Source organism: Ralstonia pickettii (assembly GCF_000607165.1).
Lineage (GTDB): Bacteria > Pseudomonadota > Gammaproteobacteria > Burkholderiales > Burkholderiaceae > Ralstonia > Ralstonia holmesii.
The window spans coordinates 113,929-129,743 of the sequence record NZ_JFZG01000011.1; the positions used below are offsets into that span (position 1 = coordinate 113,929).

19 protein-coding genes are annotated in these 15,815 nt (G+C 58.6%); 7 read left to right on the plus strand and 12 right to left on the minus strand.

The genetic code is table 11. The annotated features are described in order from the left end of the window. Positions 1-12: 12 nt before the first annotated feature. On the plus strand, positions 13-330 hold the full coding sequence (locus BG83_RS28825) for a CHAD domain-containing protein (protein ID WP_235193214.1): 318 nt from the start codon (positions 13-15) through the stop codon (positions 328-330). 124 nt (positions 331-454) lie between these two features. Next, the gene (locus BG83_RS0116185) at positions 455-904 is read left to right on the plus strand and encodes a hypothetical protein (RefSeq protein WP_024977732.1); all 450 of its coding nucleotides are present in this window, start codon (positions 455-457) and stop codon (positions 902-904) included. A 648-nt stretch (positions 905-1,552) separates the two neighbouring features. Here BG83_RS0116185 and BG83_RS0116195 read toward each other — a convergent pair. The 3 genes from BG83_RS0116195 to BG83_RS0116205 all read right to left on the minus strand — a co-directional run bounded on the left by BG83_RS0116195 (position 1,553) and on the right by BG83_RS0116205 (position 5,501). Next, the gene (locus BG83_RS0116195; RefSeq protein WP_024977734.1) at positions 1,553-2,761 is read right to left on the minus strand and encodes an alkaline phosphatase family protein; all 1,209 of its coding nucleotides are present in this window, start codon (positions 2,759-2,761) and stop codon (positions 1,553-1,555) included. 3 nt (positions 2,762-2,764) lie between these two features. Continuing rightward, positions 2,765-4,189 carry an alkaline phosphatase family protein gene (locus BG83_RS0116200; protein ID WP_024977735.1) on the minus strand — a complete coding sequence of 475 codons (1,425 nt, stop codon included), beginning with the start codon at positions 4,187-4,189 and terminating at the stop codon, positions 2,765-2,767. Between the two features lie 292 nt (positions 4,190-4,481). Next, on the minus strand, positions 4,482-5,501 hold the full coding sequence (locus BG83_RS0116205) for a GGDEF domain-containing protein (RefSeq protein WP_327204842.1): 1,020 nt from the start codon (positions 5,499-5,501) through the stop codon (positions 4,482-4,484). A gap of 1,068 nt (positions 5,502-6,569) precedes the next feature. Here BG83_RS0116205 and BG83_RS0116210 point away from each other — a divergent pair. Next, the gene (locus BG83_RS0116210) at positions 6,570-6,914 is read left to right on the plus strand and encodes a BRCT domain-containing protein (RefSeq protein ID WP_152543715.1); all 345 of its coding nucleotides are present in this window, start codon (positions 6,570-6,572) and stop codon (positions 6,912-6,914) included. A gap of 181 nt (positions 6,915-7,095) precedes the next feature. After that, on the plus strand, positions 7,096-7,461 hold the full coding sequence (locus BG83_RS29365) for a hypothetical protein (RefSeq protein WP_152543716.1): 366 nt from the start codon (positions 7,096-7,098) through the stop codon (positions 7,459-7,461). Between the two features lie 131 nt (positions 7,462-7,592). Here BG83_RS29365 and BG83_RS0116220 read toward each other — a convergent pair whose 3' ends face one another. From BG83_RS0116220 to BG83_RS29370, 3 genes are all read right to left on the minus strand, one after another. Then, complete coding sequence (locus tag BG83_RS0116220; protein ID WP_024977739.1) at positions 7,593-8,207, minus strand: hypothetical protein; 615 nt, start codon at positions 8,205-8,207, stop codon at positions 7,593-7,595. Positions 8,208-8,260: 53 nt separating this feature from the next. Further along, positions 8,261-8,611 (minus strand): hypothetical protein, encoded by a 351-nt coding sequence (locus BG83_RS0116225; RefSeq protein WP_024977740.1) that lies wholly within the window; start codon positions 8,609-8,611, stop codon positions 8,261-8,263. 314 nt (positions 8,612-8,925) lie between these two features. Then, a complete protein-coding gene (locus tag BG83_RS29370; RefSeq protein WP_152543717.1) occupies positions 8,926-9,267 on the minus strand; it encodes a hypothetical protein in 342 nt (113 codons plus the stop codon). 167 nt (positions 9,268-9,434) lie between these two features. Here BG83_RS29370 and BG83_RS0116230 point away from each other — a divergent pair, with 167 nt between their 5' ends. After that, positions 9,435-9,827, plus strand: coding sequence for a hypothetical protein (locus BG83_RS0116230; protein WP_152543718.1), 393 nt, complete (start codon positions 9,435-9,437; stop codon positions 9,825-9,827). A gap of 801 nt (positions 9,828-10,628) precedes the next feature. Here the strand turns inward: BG83_RS0116230 and BG83_RS29865 are convergent. Then, entirely contained in the window at positions 10,629-10,901 is a 273-nt protein-coding gene (locus BG83_RS29865; RefSeq protein ID WP_235193211.1) for a hypothetical protein, read from the minus strand. Positions 10,902-11,059: 158 nt separating this feature from the next. Here BG83_RS29865 and BG83_RS28345 point away from each other — a divergent pair, with 158 nt between their 5' ends. Beyond that, complete coding sequence (locus BG83_RS28345) at positions 11,060-11,305, plus strand: LysR substrate-binding domain-containing protein (RefSeq protein WP_024977744.1); 246 nt, start codon at positions 11,060-11,062, stop codon at positions 11,303-11,305. A 278-nt stretch (positions 11,306-11,583) separates the two neighbouring features. Here BG83_RS28345 and BG83_RS0116250 read toward each other — a convergent pair whose 3' ends face one another. The 5 genes from BG83_RS0116250 to BG83_RS0116275 all read right to left on the minus strand — a co-directional run bounded on the left by BG83_RS0116250 (position 11,584) and on the right by BG83_RS0116275 (position 14,768). Beyond that, on the minus strand, positions 11,584-11,919 hold the full coding sequence (locus BG83_RS0116250; protein WP_024977745.1) for a cupin domain-containing protein: 336 nt from the start codon (positions 11,917-11,919) through the stop codon (positions 11,584-11,586). 30 nt (positions 11,920-11,949) lie between these two features. Continuing rightward, positions 11,950-12,657: a succinate dehydrogenase/fumarate reductase iron-sulfur subunit gene (locus BG83_RS0116255; RefSeq protein ID WP_024977746.1), complete on the minus strand. Its 708-nt coding sequence runs from the start codon at positions 12,655-12,657 to the stop codon at positions 11,950-11,952. A gap of 199 nt (positions 12,658-12,856) precedes the next feature. Then, the gene (locus tag BG83_RS0116260; RefSeq protein ID WP_024977747.1) at positions 12,857-13,681 is read right to left on the minus strand and encodes a helix-turn-helix domain-containing protein; all 825 of its coding nucleotides are present in this window, start codon (positions 13,679-13,681) and stop codon (positions 12,857-12,859) included. Between the two features lie 163 nt (positions 13,682-13,844). Beyond that, complete coding sequence (locus BG83_RS0116270) at positions 13,845-14,114, minus strand: DUF2249 domain-containing protein (protein ID WP_024977748.1); 270 nt, start codon at positions 14,112-14,114, stop codon at positions 13,845-13,847. Positions 14,115-14,162: 48 nt separating this feature from the next. Continuing rightward, entirely contained in the window at positions 14,163-14,768 is a 606-nt protein-coding gene (locus tag BG83_RS0116275) for a hemerythrin domain-containing protein (protein WP_235193212.1), read from the minus strand. 297 nt (positions 14,769-15,065) lie between these two features. On the opposite strand from BG83_RS0116275, the gene BG83_RS30125 reads away from it, so the two are divergent. Beyond that, positions 15,066-15,608: a CbrC family protein gene (locus BG83_RS30125; RefSeq protein ID WP_024977750.1), complete on the plus strand. Its 543-nt coding sequence runs from the start codon at positions 15,066-15,068 to the stop codon at positions 15,606-15,608. Positions 15,609-15,815: the final 207 nt, after the last annotated feature.

Below are 15,815 nucleotides of genomic sequence, written 5' to 3' on the forward strand. Positions count from 1 at the left end.
CGCCCACGCAGCATTGCTGGCGCATCGAGACAGGTTGCCAAGGCCCTTCGCCGCGCGTCGAATGGTGGCTTGCAGGAATCGCATCAGACTCTCATCCAGATGAAACGCTTGCGTTACCTCCTTGAGTTCTTCGGGGAAGTGCTAAGCAAGGAGGACCGCAAGCGCATTCGACGGCTTGAACAGCTTCAAGACGCGCTCGGAGAATTGAACGACGTGGTCGTCGGAGCAGCATACCTGGGGCAAGTCCCGGTTAGCCCGGAGTACGCGGCGGCTTACGACCTGTTCGTCCAGTGGCTGAGGGGTTGCGTTACTTATCCACAAAAGCTGTGAACAAAGCACGCTTCGAGCTCTGTCAACCCGCGTTGGACTTGAATCGGCTCGGTGTGCTCAAACTTTGTGCGCCACGGAAACTGTATATACTGTTTCCAAACGCGTCAGAAAGGAGGGGTAAAAAATGGATCTTGAAATGGCAAAGCAAGCAGCAACTGATCAGACTGCGTCCACCAGCGCGACAACGAAGGCGCGCCGTACCAAATCCGTAGCGGGCGCAGATGCACGAGTGGTGAAGCCAAGCTCGACTAAGCGAGCGGCAGCGCCAGCCGCGCAGGAGAAGAACCAGAAGAGCGTGAAGCCGGCCAATGGTGCCGCAGGTTCGGCCGAGGCGGCGGCCTGCCAAAAGCCCAAAAAAACTAAGGTGGTCCGAGATAGCTTCACGATGCCGGAAGAGGACTATCGGAAGCTGGCCGAGCTCAAGGAACGGTGTCTCGCAGGCGGGCAGAAGGTCAAGAAGAGCGAACTGCTGCGCGCCGGACTCGCCTTGCTTGCATCGCTTCCGGCAAAACGCCTGCTGGCGGCAGTAGCCAGCGTCGAGTCGGTAAAGACCGGGCGGCCAGCAAAGGGTTGACGCGCCGCGCCCTCCCTTTGTTGGACAGGCCGGCAGAGCGGAGGGCAAAAAAACGCAGCCATCGGGCTGCGCGCGGCGAGAAGGCGGGGTGCGTCTCTCGTCGCGGCGCCAAGTTACACGCGCGTTATGACGGAAATTTTTCACAAACGTGATTTGTCACGAATGTGATTTGAGCCTCCCCTCATTGCCATGCACTCGCTACCCACGGGACAATATCCGGACGGGGAAGCGTGGTGGGGGCAATATGCAGGCGTGGTCGATTCAAGAGTTTCGGGGCTGCTCGATACATGTGCTCGCGGTCCTTGGACGGGGGGCCGATTTTCGGTACGCGTACACGGGTTTTGTTTGCGGCCCGAAAGGCGACGACATGTCGTACCCAAAGATGCAGCGGTTCCATCATATCTCTGCCGACTTTGATTCGATGGACGCCGCAATTTCCGCAGGCATGCGGGAAGGCCGGGCACTCGCTCTACGGTGGTTCTCGGCATCCGTTGAGGAGCGAGAGACACCCATCTGACTACCCGGCCTATGCCCTCACCGACCGAGGGCGCTCGCCGAAGACATGTTGACCATCACCATCTCGATTGCGACGGCACGTTGACCCTCCAACTGACCGGCGTTGGGGGTGAACGCACAACCCTCAAAACATCAGTGCGCGGCTGTATAGACGTCGCTGCCGAAGCCCTGCAAGCCGTTCATGCCGGCATAGCCAAGATGCGATAACCCGAACACGTCCTCGATGCTCTTGAGCAGCGCATAGTGGTTGTAGGGCGTGTTGCTGACCGTGCCCGGCTTGATGAAAGGCGAGAGCACCACAGCGCCGACGCGGCCACCGCCAGGACCAGTGAGGCCCGGTGCTACCGAATTCGGACCAGTGGGCTCACCGCAGCAGGCGGAGGTGTCACTCGTATCCGATTCGTCGAAAGTGATGATCAGTAAGCCATCGGACTGGAAGGCCGGCGAGTTGGTGATCTGCGGTACCCAGGTCTGCAGAAAGCGATTGACCGCCGGCAAGCCGCCCGCGCTCTTGCCGTCGGCGCAGGTTGGCTCGTCATGTCCATCGTTGCAAAGGTTCGGCACGATGAACGAGAACGCGGGCGTGGTCGCAATGCTATTCAGATCGGTGGCCAGAGAATCGAGCCGCACGACATGACTATCGCAGTACGACTGGTGATCGATCACCGAGTGGAAATACATGAACGGGTTGTGGCGTGTTGCGTAGCCGTCAGTCGCGGTGGCGGTCTGGGTGCCGTCCTTGCCATTGAGCGCGGGGTGAGAGCAGGTTGGGCTGCCATCGCGCGTTAGATCGTTGCCCATGTCTTCCATGTAGCCGCGCCAAGCCAAGCCTTTGGCATCCAACTGGCTGGCAATCGTGCCGATGGCGGCAGGATAGACGCAACCGGTACCTGTTACCTGCCCATTGGCATCGGGGCTCATGGTGCCCAACCAGTCGGTGTAGTACTGACAGTCAGCCTGTGTTTGCGCGTTGGGTGCCTGCCCGCTGATCATGGTCAGGTAGTTGTCGTTGCTGTTGTGGCCGGTACCGTAGTACTGAGTCAATAATGCCCCTTGGCTTGTCAGCGTGTTGGCGAGATAAGGTGCCTGACTGCCGGAGCTGAAGGTTTGGGTGTAGCCCTTGTTCTCCAACACGATCACAAAAACGTGGCCGATCCGGCTTGCGGTGGGCGTCACTGGGGACTGCGCGGGTGGCGAGACTGGAGCTGCTGCCGACGACGCCCCGCCAGTTGGGGTGATTGCATCGCTTGCCCCGCCGCAGCCCGCCAGCAGGCATGCAAAGAAGGTTGCGGCGATGCCGCCGGTCAGCCAGTTCAATTTGGAAAGTCGCATGGTTGCCATGATTCAAGGAAGAGGAAAGCCCAACGAGGTGGCGATCGTGCGAAGGGAACTGATGCCAGGAACCCCGCTGATTCCGGGGGCGCTGCCTGTGATGGAGCCCGGGCACACGCCTCCGAACGGACCTTGCGGAACCGAGTAAGCCGGTGCCGTTAAATTCGGCTGTGAGATGAAGTCGAGCGCGTAGGCGATCGAATTGGTGTCCGGCAGGCCTCCACGCGCACCGAGGGGATTGAGTCCGAAGCGCCAAGCCAGTAACTGGTGGATCGAACTCGGGTCAAGCGGCCAATGGCTGACATGCCCGCGCTTGACGCGTGGACCAATCAGCACCATCGGCACACGGAAGCCGAGGTAGCCATCGTTACCTAACTGCGTCTCGGCAGCAGAGACGGGGCGTTTGAATGGCGGCACGTGGTCGAAAAAGCCGCCCCATTCGTCGTACGTGATGATCAGCAGTGTCTTCTGCCATCCGGGGCCGTTACGCACGGCGTCATAGATCTGATTAAGAAACACCTGCCCGTTTCGGATATCTGAGTTCGGGTGATCATCGGCAGATATGCCTTGCGGGTTCTCCCCGGTAAAGCGCGGATCGACGTATGAGAATGCAGGTAGGGTGCCGGCTGCAGCGTCCGTCAAAAACGTCGCGAACGGTTTGGATGTGTTGAGATACTTCGCGCCGAACAGCGCCGTGAATGGCACGTCGCTGAAGTAATAGTTGGCGGACACACCCTTCTCGGCAAAGCGATCGAAGATGGTCGGCAGCGAGCAGGTTGCATTGGAGTTGTGCAGTCGATCGGTTTCGCCGCACATCAGGTAAAACCGGTTCGGATAGGTTTCCGCCAGAATTCCGCAGTGGTAGCTGTCACAGACTGTCCAATCCCGGGCGGCTGACCCAAAGAAAGATAGATCTTCGGCTTGGTAGTAACCGATGGGGAAGAGGTCGCCGGGCGTCTTGTTTGTGTCCGGCGTCAGCAACCATCCATCCATCTTCCCGCCGTCGAGTTGGATGCGTGCCCCTTCGTAGCTGTGATCCGGATCGGCGAAGCCACAACCCTGAAAACCATACTTGGGATCGGTCGCGAGGCGGAACGAGTTCTGCGGATTGCCAAACGCGTCGATGAACTGGAGCCCAGCCTGCTTTCCGTTGGCACCCGGCAGCCAGCCCAGATAGTGGTCGAACGATCGGTTTTCCATCACCACCAGCACGACGTGGTCGATGCCCGACTGCGCAGGACCGGGCAAGACCGGTGGCACCAACTGTGTTGGCACGGGCGCGCTCCCCGTAGATGAGGCGCCACCCGGATCCCCTGCGAGGCTGCCATCGCCGCCCCCGCCACATGCAGACAAGCCGGCACCGGCGAGCGTTGCAGCCGCCGCACCAAGCAATCGGCGGCGCGTCTGGAAACGCACCGTTGAAATCTTCTGAGTCACGCAACTTCTCCCGCTTATGTATCGCCCTGAAGGCATCCTTAGAACGCGCGGACAGTAGCAGTGGCGCTCGGTCCCTCATGTGACAGGATCGCGGAGTAGAGTCGTGGCTCTTATTCAAACAGCCTGGATGCGGCGCGTGGCGCACACGTTGCCAAGGCCGCTGCCAGAGTAGGTGCGTGTATGCAACGCCTTGCGGATGGCAGCGAGGTTAAATATCTGGCAGCGGCAGCGGCAGCGGCAGCGGCAGCGGATCGCATTTGGGAGCGAGCGCGTTTCCCGCTCGCCCATCATCTCAGCGGAAACGCTCGTCGGTGAACGCGGTCTGGTTCTTCCCAGAGGTCTTCGCGCGATACATCGCACTATCTGCGCGACGCAAGATGGCAGGAATGTCGAGGGGTTCGCCTCGTGCGTCAGTTGAAAACAGATAGATGCCGATGCTGGCCGACACAGAAACAGGATGCCCATCAACGGTTTGAATCGCATTCAGTACCGATTGGACATCATCTGCAATGGCTTGCGCGTCTGTCTTGCGATAAAGGTCGCGCGCCAGAATCACAAACTCGTCGCCTCCCAGGCGGGAGAGCGTATCGCCGCGGCGCATGCGAGCTTGCAAGGCTTGGGCAAAGCGTTGCAGCAGCAAGTCTCCTACTCCGTGCCCATACGCGTCGTTGACCTGTTTGAACCCGTCCAAATCAATGAGCAACAGAGCCGTTCGTTCCGCCTCGCCATCTTGACCACAAAGGACGCGCGCGATGGTCTTCTCAAGGCTTTTGCGATTGCTCAGACCCGTCAAAGGATCAGTAGCGGCTCGCTTCTCGAGCCTGTTGACCAACACTGACAAATATATGGAGGTTGCGGTAACGCCAAAGGCGATGCCCAGCCCGGCGGAAAAATTCTCCTGCCACCACGGTGCCCATCGCATGAGCGCGACAATGCCAGCAAGCGCGACAGTGCAGGAGAGTGCCAACATGCGCTTGCCATAGCGACACCCGGCGCCTACCAAAAACCAGAAGAAAGCCCAGAGCATGGGCAATGCTATCCGGCCTCCTGCGGCAAGAATCATGACGACCGAGGCTTGGTCCATGACGGTGGTCGTGACTAACCGTGTGCGCGATGGGCCGGACAGTGCATTGACAGCTATATATGTACCGACGCTGAATACGACATAAAAAAGACATGTCAATAGCGTTCGGTAGGCCTCAGGCGTTGGTTGGGTAAGCGCAACGACTGCATAGGCCAGGAGGGGTAGCGGGCCCAGGTAGATCCGCAACAGCGCTTGCTCATATTCCGGCAGCCTTTCAACGGTGCTCAAACGCAGGGCTCCGCTAACCCCAAGTAAGTCTGCCAATCTCATATCAACTCGCAAGCCACAACCTTTCTGGTTTTAGTCGAGTGTAGTTGATGCACAAGCGCTGAAGTTCATCTGCCGACGTAGTTAGTTGGTGGGGTTGCGCACGCGTGCAGACGCGCGCTGTTTACCCGGGATCCAGTCGCGCGTGCGACTCATCTGAAGTGCGAGTTCGTCAGCGATTTCGTCTGATCGGGAGCGCGCCAAGGAGATGCGAGAAAGTGCTGACTATGTGCTCGAAGTGCCTTCCGACGATTCAAATCTCAGCCAACTCGAAGCGGCAAGTTCTGTCGTCGGGCACGCCGTCATTTGTCTCGAAACGGTCGGCGGCGACAGCAGGAGCAGTATCCCAGGCTCTCGTGGAAATAATTTCCGATCCGTTTGGGCGGTCACGCACGCTGCTTTGAAGGAGTACGAGGGACACTGCTCGCAATGCTTGCGGCGCCGCATGGTGTAGCGCTCAACCCGCAGGCGAGGAGCACCATGCTAGAACATCAAGACTGTGGAAATATCTGCTCTTGCAGTTCCAACCATCGCCATCGCGCAATGAGTGAAAGTCGGATACGGATGGGGCATCGAGACTGCGAACAGCGACACCTACCTCTGGCATTGGGGAAATAACCCGGGGTACCGAGCATTTGCCATGGTGTCGCTGTCGTCCCGGAACGGATTCGTCCTCTTTACCAATAGCGAACATGGAATGCCATTGGCCGCGCCGCTTGCGCACTCCACCATTCCGGCAGAGCACGGGGTCTTTCGTTTTTCTATGCTGAGCTGAGTCCCAACGCCGGGATAGAGCGAACGTCCTCTACCAGCCAAAAGGAGACGCCTGAATGAGATGTCCGATTGGCAGAACGTCAGTAGTCTGCGTCGACAAGAATTACGAATTCCTCGTCTCGGTCTCTAGCGAGACGTCGTTTACAGGCGCCCACATTGAGCAGGCACCAACCCTCGTCGGTACTCTAGGTACTGGGAAATTGCACAACCACAAACGTTAACATCATGGATACCCGCTCAGAGTCCGGGGAAGTTATGAGCGCTGCCTCTTGGCTTTGTGCTGTATCGATGTCGCCGGATTCGACCAAGCGGAAGGAAAGAGGCCGGCGCAAAGCAGATGCATGGGATTGGCAGACAGCGGTGGTCTTTGCCGGCCTTCACCCTGCTCGACGCGATGCCTTGGAGGCGCGCGCGTTGGGAGCCGGTTGGGAAGTGCGGAAGAGAATCACCAAGACCGTAACGTACGTGGTTGCCGGGCCGTTGGTGGGGCACAAGCAGCTTGCTCGGGCGGAGGAATTTGGGATTCCTGTAGTGGACGAAGATGGAGCGCTCGCGCTCATGACGGGAGAGCTGCCGGGCGATCAGCTCAAGCGCCTTTAGTGACTATGGATGACAACCTCCGCATCGTTGAGTGGTACATCGCAGGCATGTTTGCCCTGGGAGGTATCGCGTTTCTTTTCTGGATCGGTATTTGGTACAGGCGCTTTCGTGCGTTCTTTGCGACGCGAGCGGCGGTGAGGGCGCCGCATGACAGCCTGGTGAAGATTGCCCCCGAACGAACATGACATGGACTCCCTCACCGCAAGGTGATAGCGGTGCACCGCAGTGGCTCAAGACGGCCGTCACGCTGGCCTACCGTGCCTCGTGCGTGCTATTGGCACTGGCTGCGCTGGCATTCCCCACGATGCAACTTTTCCACCTGCCCAATGAACTGGAGCCGCTTCGGTTGGCTAAGTTCTGCGTGCTGGTTTGCGGAGTCTTGTCGGTTTCACACGCATGGCGAATCTGGCTGTTGCGCTTGCCTGTCCCGATCCGCTTCTCGGCGCCCGTGCCGTATGGCTATCCGGGGTGGCGGCCCATTCTCCGATCGCAACTTGTTTCTGGGTGCGTGTTTTTGGCGTTTGGTGTGGCGCTTTTCTTCCTTTGAGCCGAATCTGTTACAGCGCGGCGCTGTCGATGGCGTTGTGCCATTGCGTGCACTGGAAGTCGACGCGACACTGACTTGCCTCCTCTCGTCGAAGACTCTACGCAGCAATGGCTCAGCGCACTAAAAGACCTCTATTCCTTAGACCGCTTGCGCAGATAGATTCCCATCTGCTCTTGGGTGACAGGCATGGTGCGCGAGAACGCTGAAGGGTCTTCGCAGACCTCTTTGTATGGGCTACTACCGGAATTGGTCTTAGGCCAGGCACACATCGAAGTGTCTGCCCCTCCCCAGCCCATCAGGGTCTCGAATATGGTCACGCTGGCAACAGAGGGGCCGCCGAAGCAGTCATCGCCGAAGGTCACATCCTTCAGGATTTCCTCGCCATCCTTGGTGAGGTTCAATTTGATTGGCGGTTGCTCACCGCACATCCCGGGGGAATAAGGGGCTTGCTGTTTCGTTGTGAGACGATATATGGCGTCTCCCACTTTGCACTCGTAGTGGAGATCCGAGGGTACGTAAAAGCCATGTTGTCTCCAAATGGCCTTCCGCTCTTCCATGCGCTTGTCATCGTATTGAGCGTCGGACCAAGTGCTGCTGCCGTCGAGTCCAACCCACTCGAAGCGGAAGAAGCGTGCATCCGGGTTGCAGGCAATTCTGACGAAGTCTTGTGTCCAGTCCGCCATTGCTGGTTTGGCAGACAGCGTGAGCAGGATGGCCAGTAGGACAACGCGTGCGAACCGTGACATGGGTTTCCTTCGTTGGTAGACGCTGTTCGTGGTGTTTGATCCGTGCCCGCCGCTTACTTGTTCCAACCTTCGATTGCAGCAAGAAGCATCGGCCGTGTGTACTTTTCAACCGTGTCCAGTTCTATCGGATCGCCCTCGTGGTGGAACTCCCCGTTGTCGAACGCAAGGTAGACATCCCATGCAAAGTCGCTGAGTTCCCAGTTCGAGAAAGGCAGGAACATGTTGGCAACACCGTCGCAAAAATAGAAGTCTTTGCGTCCCTCAATGAAAGCTACGGCTAGCCAGTACGCCAGCTCGTCGAACAGTGCGCGCTTCGTTTGGACGCGACGCTCGCACAGCAAATCGATATCTGCTGAGGTCAGGCTTTCATCCGAAAGCCCTTGGGCGATTTCGTCTAGGGTCATATCTCGCGCTTAAGAACACGTCGGGCATGTACACAACGGCCTGCCCGGGCTAGGCCGATTGCAGTTGCGCCCAATACGCCCGCCAGTCTGCCACTGTTACCCATAGCGCTGCGCGCAGCTGAGTGTCGGTAAGGTCGGCCAGCGTCTTTGCGCGGAACCGCGCCTCGCAGAGCGCAATTGTCGATGCTCGAAGTCAGCGGGCAAGCTAAATCCCGTTCGAGCTTGCAGGGCATCGAGGCGGTCATTCATTATGGTTCGCGTCATTGTGAAGTCGTTTGATGGCTGCTGCTGACCAAGAACGGACGATCGATGCCCTACGGCACTGGAGGCGCATCTTTGCATCCATGCAGATGCTGCTCTGTCCCCAAGTCAGCAATGCTCCGATCTAGCCGAGCAACCTCTCCGTCGGGAACCTTGCCGGGTGTGGAGACTGCATCTTCCAATTCTGCGCGCAAAACGTCTATCTGGCGTTTGAGGCCCGCACATTCGGGCGTGTCCGGCCGTTCCTTAAGCGGTGGCGTGATGCCTCGCTTGATTGCCTCTTCACAGGGCACGCCGACCAAAAAGGTTTCGCCGTTGTAGGTGCAGTGCCAGGCGACCGTCGCGAACGAGGGCGATGCCGTCAGGCAAGCAGCAACGATGAGCAGCGGGCGCATGTAGGACCTATGGAACGAGCATCAGATGTGCACTTCTATTGGCCTCTATACTACCTGCGAGCCGCATAGCGCCCACACACAAGAAGTGGCGGGTAGCGAGTCCTGCTAACAGCTACGTTCTTCACCAAAGGCTATCGGTCCATGCAAGCCGCCAGGGAATGGTCACGATGAAACTGACGTTTTTTTGGTTTGAAGCACTCGGAAGGGTGGTTCCCCAGTGCCATTCGGAGCCAGTGAATGAAGAGGGCTTCAACTCTAGTCCTCTTGCAAACCTGCTGGTGGACGACGGCGGTCTTGGAATCGATCACTCCGTCTCTTGGATTGCCGAAGGGATTGCCAGGATTGATCGCGTGGCAGACGGTGAACTACCGGAATCAGAATGGGGGCGCGAAACTTTGGCTGCGGACCTGAAACCAAGCGGGGCAGTCATCTACTTTCAATACGACGAAGACGTCTTCGAGGTCGTTGACCTTCAGACGCTTCGTCGCGCGCTCGTTGCGTGGCGGGAGTTCATCCAAGCTCCGCCAGACATCAAGGTGCAGCGAGTGGTGGAAGTTTAAGTGCGGCCTTTGCGCGCCTTAAAGTACCCATAGCCGGTTGCGTATGGGGACTCAAATATTGCGCGAGCGCACAACGTCACGCGCCTGGGGCAGGCAATCGACAGATGCCCGCGCCGCAGTCAGTGAGAACTCTAAAACGTGACGAAAATGACGGCGGGGTCGCCGCTGCCGAGGTAGGTGGGAGCAAGGCAGTTTTGCCCATCGCACGTGGCGGATTGCACCGGGCCCTGCACCTGCGTCTGCCACTGGTCTCCTTTCCGCTGGCGCTCAAACTGGATCTTGCCACCCGAGCTCATCTCCCATACGACTACTTTCGGGAAGTTCTGGCAGCCCGACTCGTTCGAATTGTTGTCATATATCTCGAAATCCCCTTGTTGGCCAGCTTTGACGAGGTATGTCGGCGGTCCTGAGTCATGCATACATTGGCTGAATTGCCGCGTGAGAGTGATATCTTTCCCGGTCATGTTCCCGAAATTTATTGTGTAACCTTCCCACTTCTCAGATGGTGACCGGACCCTTTTCGATTGTGCAGATAGGGGAAGGCTCGTTGAGCCAAGGGCGGCGCAGAGAGTGAGCACGGCAAACCTCAGTAGACGAAGTTTCATGGCTTCAAATTCCAGGTTTGTGTCCAATCGAAAATGCCCTGTGCGATCTCGTTCGGCACAGGACTAAAAACAGACGAGCTTGGCTAAGTCTAAGAACCCATTGATGCCGATTCTCATGAATTTTTCTTTGCTCTGATCTTCTCTGTCGTAACGAGGCCTACGCGTACCCACGCCGGTAACGCCGAAGCGGTCATCGCTATTTTTCGATCTTGTCTGGCTGAATCTCCAGCTCAAGCGCCGTAGTAAAGCCACCGTCATTCAGACTGTGAACGACACGGCCGACCGACCAGCCCGTCCCGTCAATCTGCGGCTTCCACCCGCTCACCTTCGCATGCAGCGAGGGGAACAGCTCGGCCCGCCCACGCGCCAGCGTTATGTTGAACGTGGCCACGCCGCGCTGAATCTTCTGCCACTCCGCCCGCGCCGCGCGCTCGGCGTTGGACCGTGAGACGTATGTGTGCCGTAGCACCTTCACGTTGTCCGGGTTCGGTTGGCCTGGACGGTCTCCTGCTTCTTCTTTTCCCCTTGGGAGCACGCTTCTCTTTCGTCGCCACGGCGTTGGAAGCGTCGATGACCACCTCGCCACGCACGCCGGCGCGCGTGTCCTGGTAGTGCGCTTTTACTCCGTTGAAGGCGAACAACGGAGAAGCCGTCATTACGGCCGCCGTGGCGGTGTTAGGGATTACCGCCGTACCAGCGTTCATTTCAACCGAGTTGGTGGCACAGGGCGCGCTGATACCGGTTCTTTCCGATTACCGCCTGGCGGCAGGCAGCCTGTATGCGATTTATCCTCCTGGGCGCCATTTATCGCACTGGGTGCGTGTACTCATCGACTTCCTGGTTGAGCGGTTCGCTCTTGCAAAGCCGACGTGAAGCGGGCTGAAAAGAAAAGTCGCCGTTTATGCGGCGTGGGTGCCTGCTCGATGATGGACGGGGGAGTCTCAAACATCTTGCACCCGCACGCACTCGGCAATGTCGGAGAGGCGCATATGAGCGAGATGATTGAGCAACGCAGTCTCTGCCGCCCCTTCTCTTCCTATCGGAAGTGCGACAGGCTCCGTTGACCGGGCACGTTGACCGGGGGGGCTGTCCAATAAGGTGCGGCGTTCGCAAGAGGGCAGCGAAAGCCGTCTTCCGCTTCCCCAACTTGCCTATGGACGCTGCGGAAGATAGAGGGTAACAAGCACAGACGCACTTTCTATTGCCTCTAGCCAATGCGGTTCTTCCGGTGGAAGCAGCAGAAGATCTCCTGCGCGCATGGTGTGTGTGCCCGAGTTCATACCGAGCTTCAGCACGCCCTCGAGGCACTGCACCGTAATGTCTCCCGGCGCCTGATGGACAGGAATACGGCCGCCTGTAGGCAGCACGAGTCGCATGACTTCAAGGTGCGTCGAGCGGATCAAGGCGACGGATTTTGCTTGCTGGAGTGCAGCGCCCAGTGGGCGGACGTCGATCAGCTCTCCGGGCGCGGCGTGTGGTGTTGCCATGTTCTCTCCTGGTCGTTAAAGCTGCGTCGGTCAAATTGCCCTGCGGGCGAGCATGTTTCGGATCTCGCTGATCGCCTTGGCTGGGTTCAGGCCCTTGGGGCACACGTTCGTACAGTTCATGATCGTTCGGCAGCGGAACAGGCGGTAGGGATCGTTGAGGTTGTCCAGGCGCGCGGCAGTAGCCTCGTCGCGCGAATCCACGAGAAAGCGATACGCCTGCAGCAGGCCAGCCGGGCCGACATACTTGTCGGGATTCCACCAGTACGACGGACATGCGCTTGAGCAGCATGCGCACAGGATGCACTCATAGAGGCCGTCCAATTGGTCGCGTTCCTGAGGTGATTGAAGGCGCTCACGCTCCGGCGGTGCGGTGTCGTTGATCAGGTACGGCTTGATCGAGTGGTATTGCTTGAAGAAATCCGTCATATCCACGATCAGGTCGCGTATGACGGGCAGGCCCGGAAGCGGGCGTAGAACGATATGGCGCGGCAGCTCGTTGAGGTTGGTCGTACAGGCAAGACCGTTCTTGCCGTTGATGTTCATCGCGTCTGAACCGCACACACCCTCCCGGCATGATCTTCGGAAGCTCAGTGTCTGATCCTGCGCCTTGAGGCGAATCAGAACATCCAGCAGCATCCGTTCGTCTGGCTTCAACTCGACGTCAAAGGCCTGCATGTAGGGCTGGACATCTGAATCGGGATCGTAGCGGTAGACCTCGAAAACGCGTGTGTCGCTCATGACGTCTCTCCTTCGGCGCTTGTTTTCCACTGTGAGGCACCGCGCTCTCGTAGCGGGTGCGATGGCGGTTAGGCACTCAGGTGAAATGAGCCTTCGGTTTGATGGGCCATCGCCGCGCTGGTTCTATCTCTATATCAGCGACGAGTAGGTGTGATTGGACACGTGGGCATGCGAGGTAGGCGTCACGCTAGCGCTCAGCCTAGCCGTATATCGAGACTGAACAGGAGCCGGAAAATGGCGTGCAGCCATCCATCGCCACGGCCTGGAATCGGTCCATATCGAGAATCCGGATGTCTTTGCCGCGCACTTCAAGCAGCCGACGCTGCTGCAGTTTCGTCAGCATTCTGCTAACAGTTTCGAGTTTCAACCCAAGGTAGCTGCCAATCTCCGCGCGCGTCATTTTCAGCGTGAACTGTGTCGACGAAAAACCGCGCGCGCTCCAGCGTTCCGATAAATCGAACAGAAAGGTGGCGACGCGATCCTCCGCTCCCATCGTGCCGAGCAGCCCCATCCATTTGGACCCGCGCACGATCTCGGCGCTGAGCATGCTCAATACGTGCCGCTGAACGATCTTCAGGTCATGGCACAGGCGTTCGAGTCGCTCAAACGGCATCACGCATACCGAGCTGTCTTCCAGTGCGATTGCATCGTAGGCATGCTTGCCGCTGGCGATACCGTCAATGCCGAGCGGATCACCCGACAAAGCGATGCCGACGACCTGTGCGCCTCCCGTCCGATGGATTACGGTTTTGAAGGAGCCGGCACGGATGGCATAGATGCTTTGGAGGCTTCCGCCTCTGCGGTACAGCGCTTGTCCGCGCTTGATCATACGGATGCAGCGCATAGACTCGTTGAGCCGCTCTGCGGCCGATGTGTCGACCGGCTCAGCGGTGCACAGGCGCGCCAATGCACAACTGTTGCAGGTGACGTTCGTCGCCTCAATCTCTTGGCGCGCCTGCGGCAGAAGCGTCTGGCAACAGGCGTCAGGCGCGTGGACGCCGTCGGGTTCGATTGTGGTCAGCATGTTGTCCTCTGTCCACCGGTACTAAGGTCACCGGCACGTGTCCGCATCGTTCGCAAATGACCGAATCATCTGCGCATCATGCATCCGTTGTGCCGGCCAGATCGACGATCGCGGCCTGCCACAAGACACGTTCGCCGGCATTGATTGCGGGCGCGGCAGACATTCAGCCGGCCGCTCTCACCGTAAAGTCGATCACGATGTTGCCCGGATCGCGGGCGACATATCCGGCATCCACGCGTGGGCCGTAGTGCCGCTCAATCTGCGCAAGGAGCGGGAGCGGATCATGATCGTTGACAAAGCGCATCACTTCGCCTGGCTCTAGGGCGTCGAGCGCGCCGAAGATGGCCGCGTGCCGGAAACGCTTGGCAATGCCCCGTGCATCGAAGACATGATGCTGGGCGAAGATGGTGCCGATGGCTTTCAAAGTTGGCATGGAAGTTTCTCCTGGAAAGGGTGCCCTCGTGATGGGCTTCATTGGGTTTCAGTGCGATGCCACGGCGCGTCGGGCAACCATCGTTGTGCTCAGCCTGGCGAGCTGCTTTCGATCCAGGCACGCTTGGGCGAACACCAGAACCTGACCTTCTTCGACGGCGATGTGACGACGGTATGCGTCAGCGAAGCTCTCTGCCCAGGCGCGCTCGATCGGCCTGACCTGGCCCTGAGCAATATCGGCAAGGACTGCTCGCAACTGCGCCCAGTTCGCTTCCAGAGATCGATGCTCATTGAGCAGCGACGCGATCACCTCGACCACCGGCGAACCCCGACGCTGGCCCTCTGCGATCAGCAACGGAAAGAGATCTTCTTCTTCGTCGGCATGATGATGAGGCCCGGCCACGTCGAAGTAACGCATGATGTTTCGGGCCGCCTGCTGCGCCTGTTCGTCCGCACCGTGCGATGGCAGATGTGCCGACAGCTTCGCGAGCGTGGCGCATTGCGCGGCAATACGCTCGTGACAGGCCTTGAGCATTTCGAGCGGCTCGTCGAAAGAGGGTGCCGGTTTGGTTAGTAGGCCATCTAGCTTCACTTCGTATCCTTCAGCTTCCTGTTCGGCCTGTCTTGCCGTCGGCCGTGGGTGCGCGGTTTTCAACTTTGCCCGCAGTGATATAACATGCATTAACAATACATCATTTATTTCGACCTTACAACCTCACCGATTCGTCCCCGCTTTACTCCGCACACCGCAGAGCGCTTGTCCACCCGCGAGGTCGTCACGCGCTACCTAGGTGAGCGCGGATCGCCAGTCCGGTCGACTATGCTCGATTTATGACCGAGGTACACAATCTGCTTGAAGAGCGGCTCGGCGTACCATAGAGCAAGGCTAGAGAGGCCGGCTGATCGTCCTTGCAGGCGTGTTGGCCGTTACCGAACATTAAAGTACAGGGCCATGACCGTAACAGAACCGCTCCCATATTTTCGCTACCATCCGGCGCCCCTTGTAACCGGCGCCGGCGCTGCCAGCGAAACGATATGCGCGTGCTGCAAGCAAGCGCGAGGCTACATCTATGTAGGACCGGTCTATTCAGTTAACGATTTGCACGACGCGCTGTGCCCGTGGTGCATCGCCGATGGTTCTGCAGCCAGCAAGCGGGATGCATCTTTCGCTGACTCGTACCCACTGGCGCGTGCAGGGGTGCCAGTCGAAGCTATGGAAGAGGTGAATCTTCGGACCCCGGGCTATATCTCTTGGCAACAGGAGTGGTGGCTTTCTCACTGCGGCGACGCTTGTGAGTTCCATGGCGATGCCAGTATTCAGGACGTCGAGTCAGCATCCGAGAGCACCAAACAAGCTTGGCTCCTTGAGTACAAACGGGACGAGGCGGGGTGGGGACGGGTTACGGAGGGTTACCAACCAGGTGGTGACTCCGCTCTGTACAAATTCGTTTGTAGGCACTGCAGGCAAGTGCTGTTCGCTTGGGACTTGTGCTGATAGAAGTAAATCATATGCCCCCGATGTCAGCTTCCGGCAAAGAGCAGCCATTCTGTACCGGCCATGAGGTGACACTCATCTATGCCATCCGCCAGTTTTCGTCTAACAGCAATGTATGCCGAGGCCGAAATGCAATCCGTCGCTCGGCGTTACGTTCCTGCCTGCGTTGTGGAGGCGCTTCGCCTTGAGCCGAGCGCGCCATGGTTC

Bases quoted from the DNA above. Each gene is read 5' to 3' on its own strand.
- BG83_RS0116185 (WP_024977732.1), top strand. From the start codon at position 455: ATGGATCTTGAAATGGCAAAGCAAGCAGCAACTGATCAGACTGCGTCC.
- BG83_RS0116195 (WP_024977734.1), bottom strand. From the start codon at position 2,761: ATGGCAACCATGCGACTTTCCAAATTGAACTGGCTGACCGGCGGCATC.
- BG83_RS0116210 (WP_152543715.1), top strand. From the start codon at position 6,570: ATGAGCGCTGCCTCTTGGCTTTGTGCTGTATCGATGTCGCCGGATTCG.
- BG83_RS29365 (WP_152543716.1), top strand. From the start codon at position 7,096: ATGACATGGACTCCCTCACCGCAAGGTGATAGCGGTGCACCGCAGTGG.
- BG83_RS0116220 (WP_024977739.1), bottom strand. From the start codon at position 8,207: ATGTCACGGTTCGCACGCGTTGTCCTACTGGCCATCCTGCTCACGCTG.
- BG83_RS0116225 (WP_024977740.1), bottom strand. From the start codon at position 8,611: ATGACCCTAGACGAAATCGCCCAAGGGCTTTCGGATGAAAGCCTGACC.
- BG83_RS29370 (WP_152543717.1), bottom strand. From the start codon at position 9,267: ATGCGCCCGCTGCTCATCGTTGCTGCTTGCCTGACGGCATCGCCCTCG.
- BG83_RS0116230 (WP_152543718.1), top strand. From the start codon at position 9,435: ATGAAACTGACGTTTTTTTGGTTTGAAGCACTCGGAAGGGTGGTTCCC.
- BG83_RS0116250 (WP_024977745.1), bottom strand. From the start codon at position 11,919: ATGGCAACACCACACGCCGCGCCCGGAGAGCTGATCGACGTCCGCCCA.
- BG83_RS0116255 (WP_024977746.1), bottom strand. From the start codon at position 12,657: ATGAGCGACACACGCGTTTTCGAGGTCTACCGCTACGATCCCGATTCA.
- BG83_RS0116260 (WP_024977747.1), bottom strand. From the start codon at position 13,681: ATGCTGACCACAATCGAACCCGACGGCGTCCACGCGCCTGACGCCTGT.
- BG83_RS0116270 (WP_024977748.1), bottom strand. From the start codon at position 14,114: ATGCCAACTTTGAAAGCCATCGGCACCATCTTCGCCCAGCATCATGTC.
- BG83_RS30125 (WP_024977750.1), top strand. From the start codon at position 15,066: ATGACCGTAACAGAACCGCTCCCATATTTTCGCTACCATCCGGCGCCC.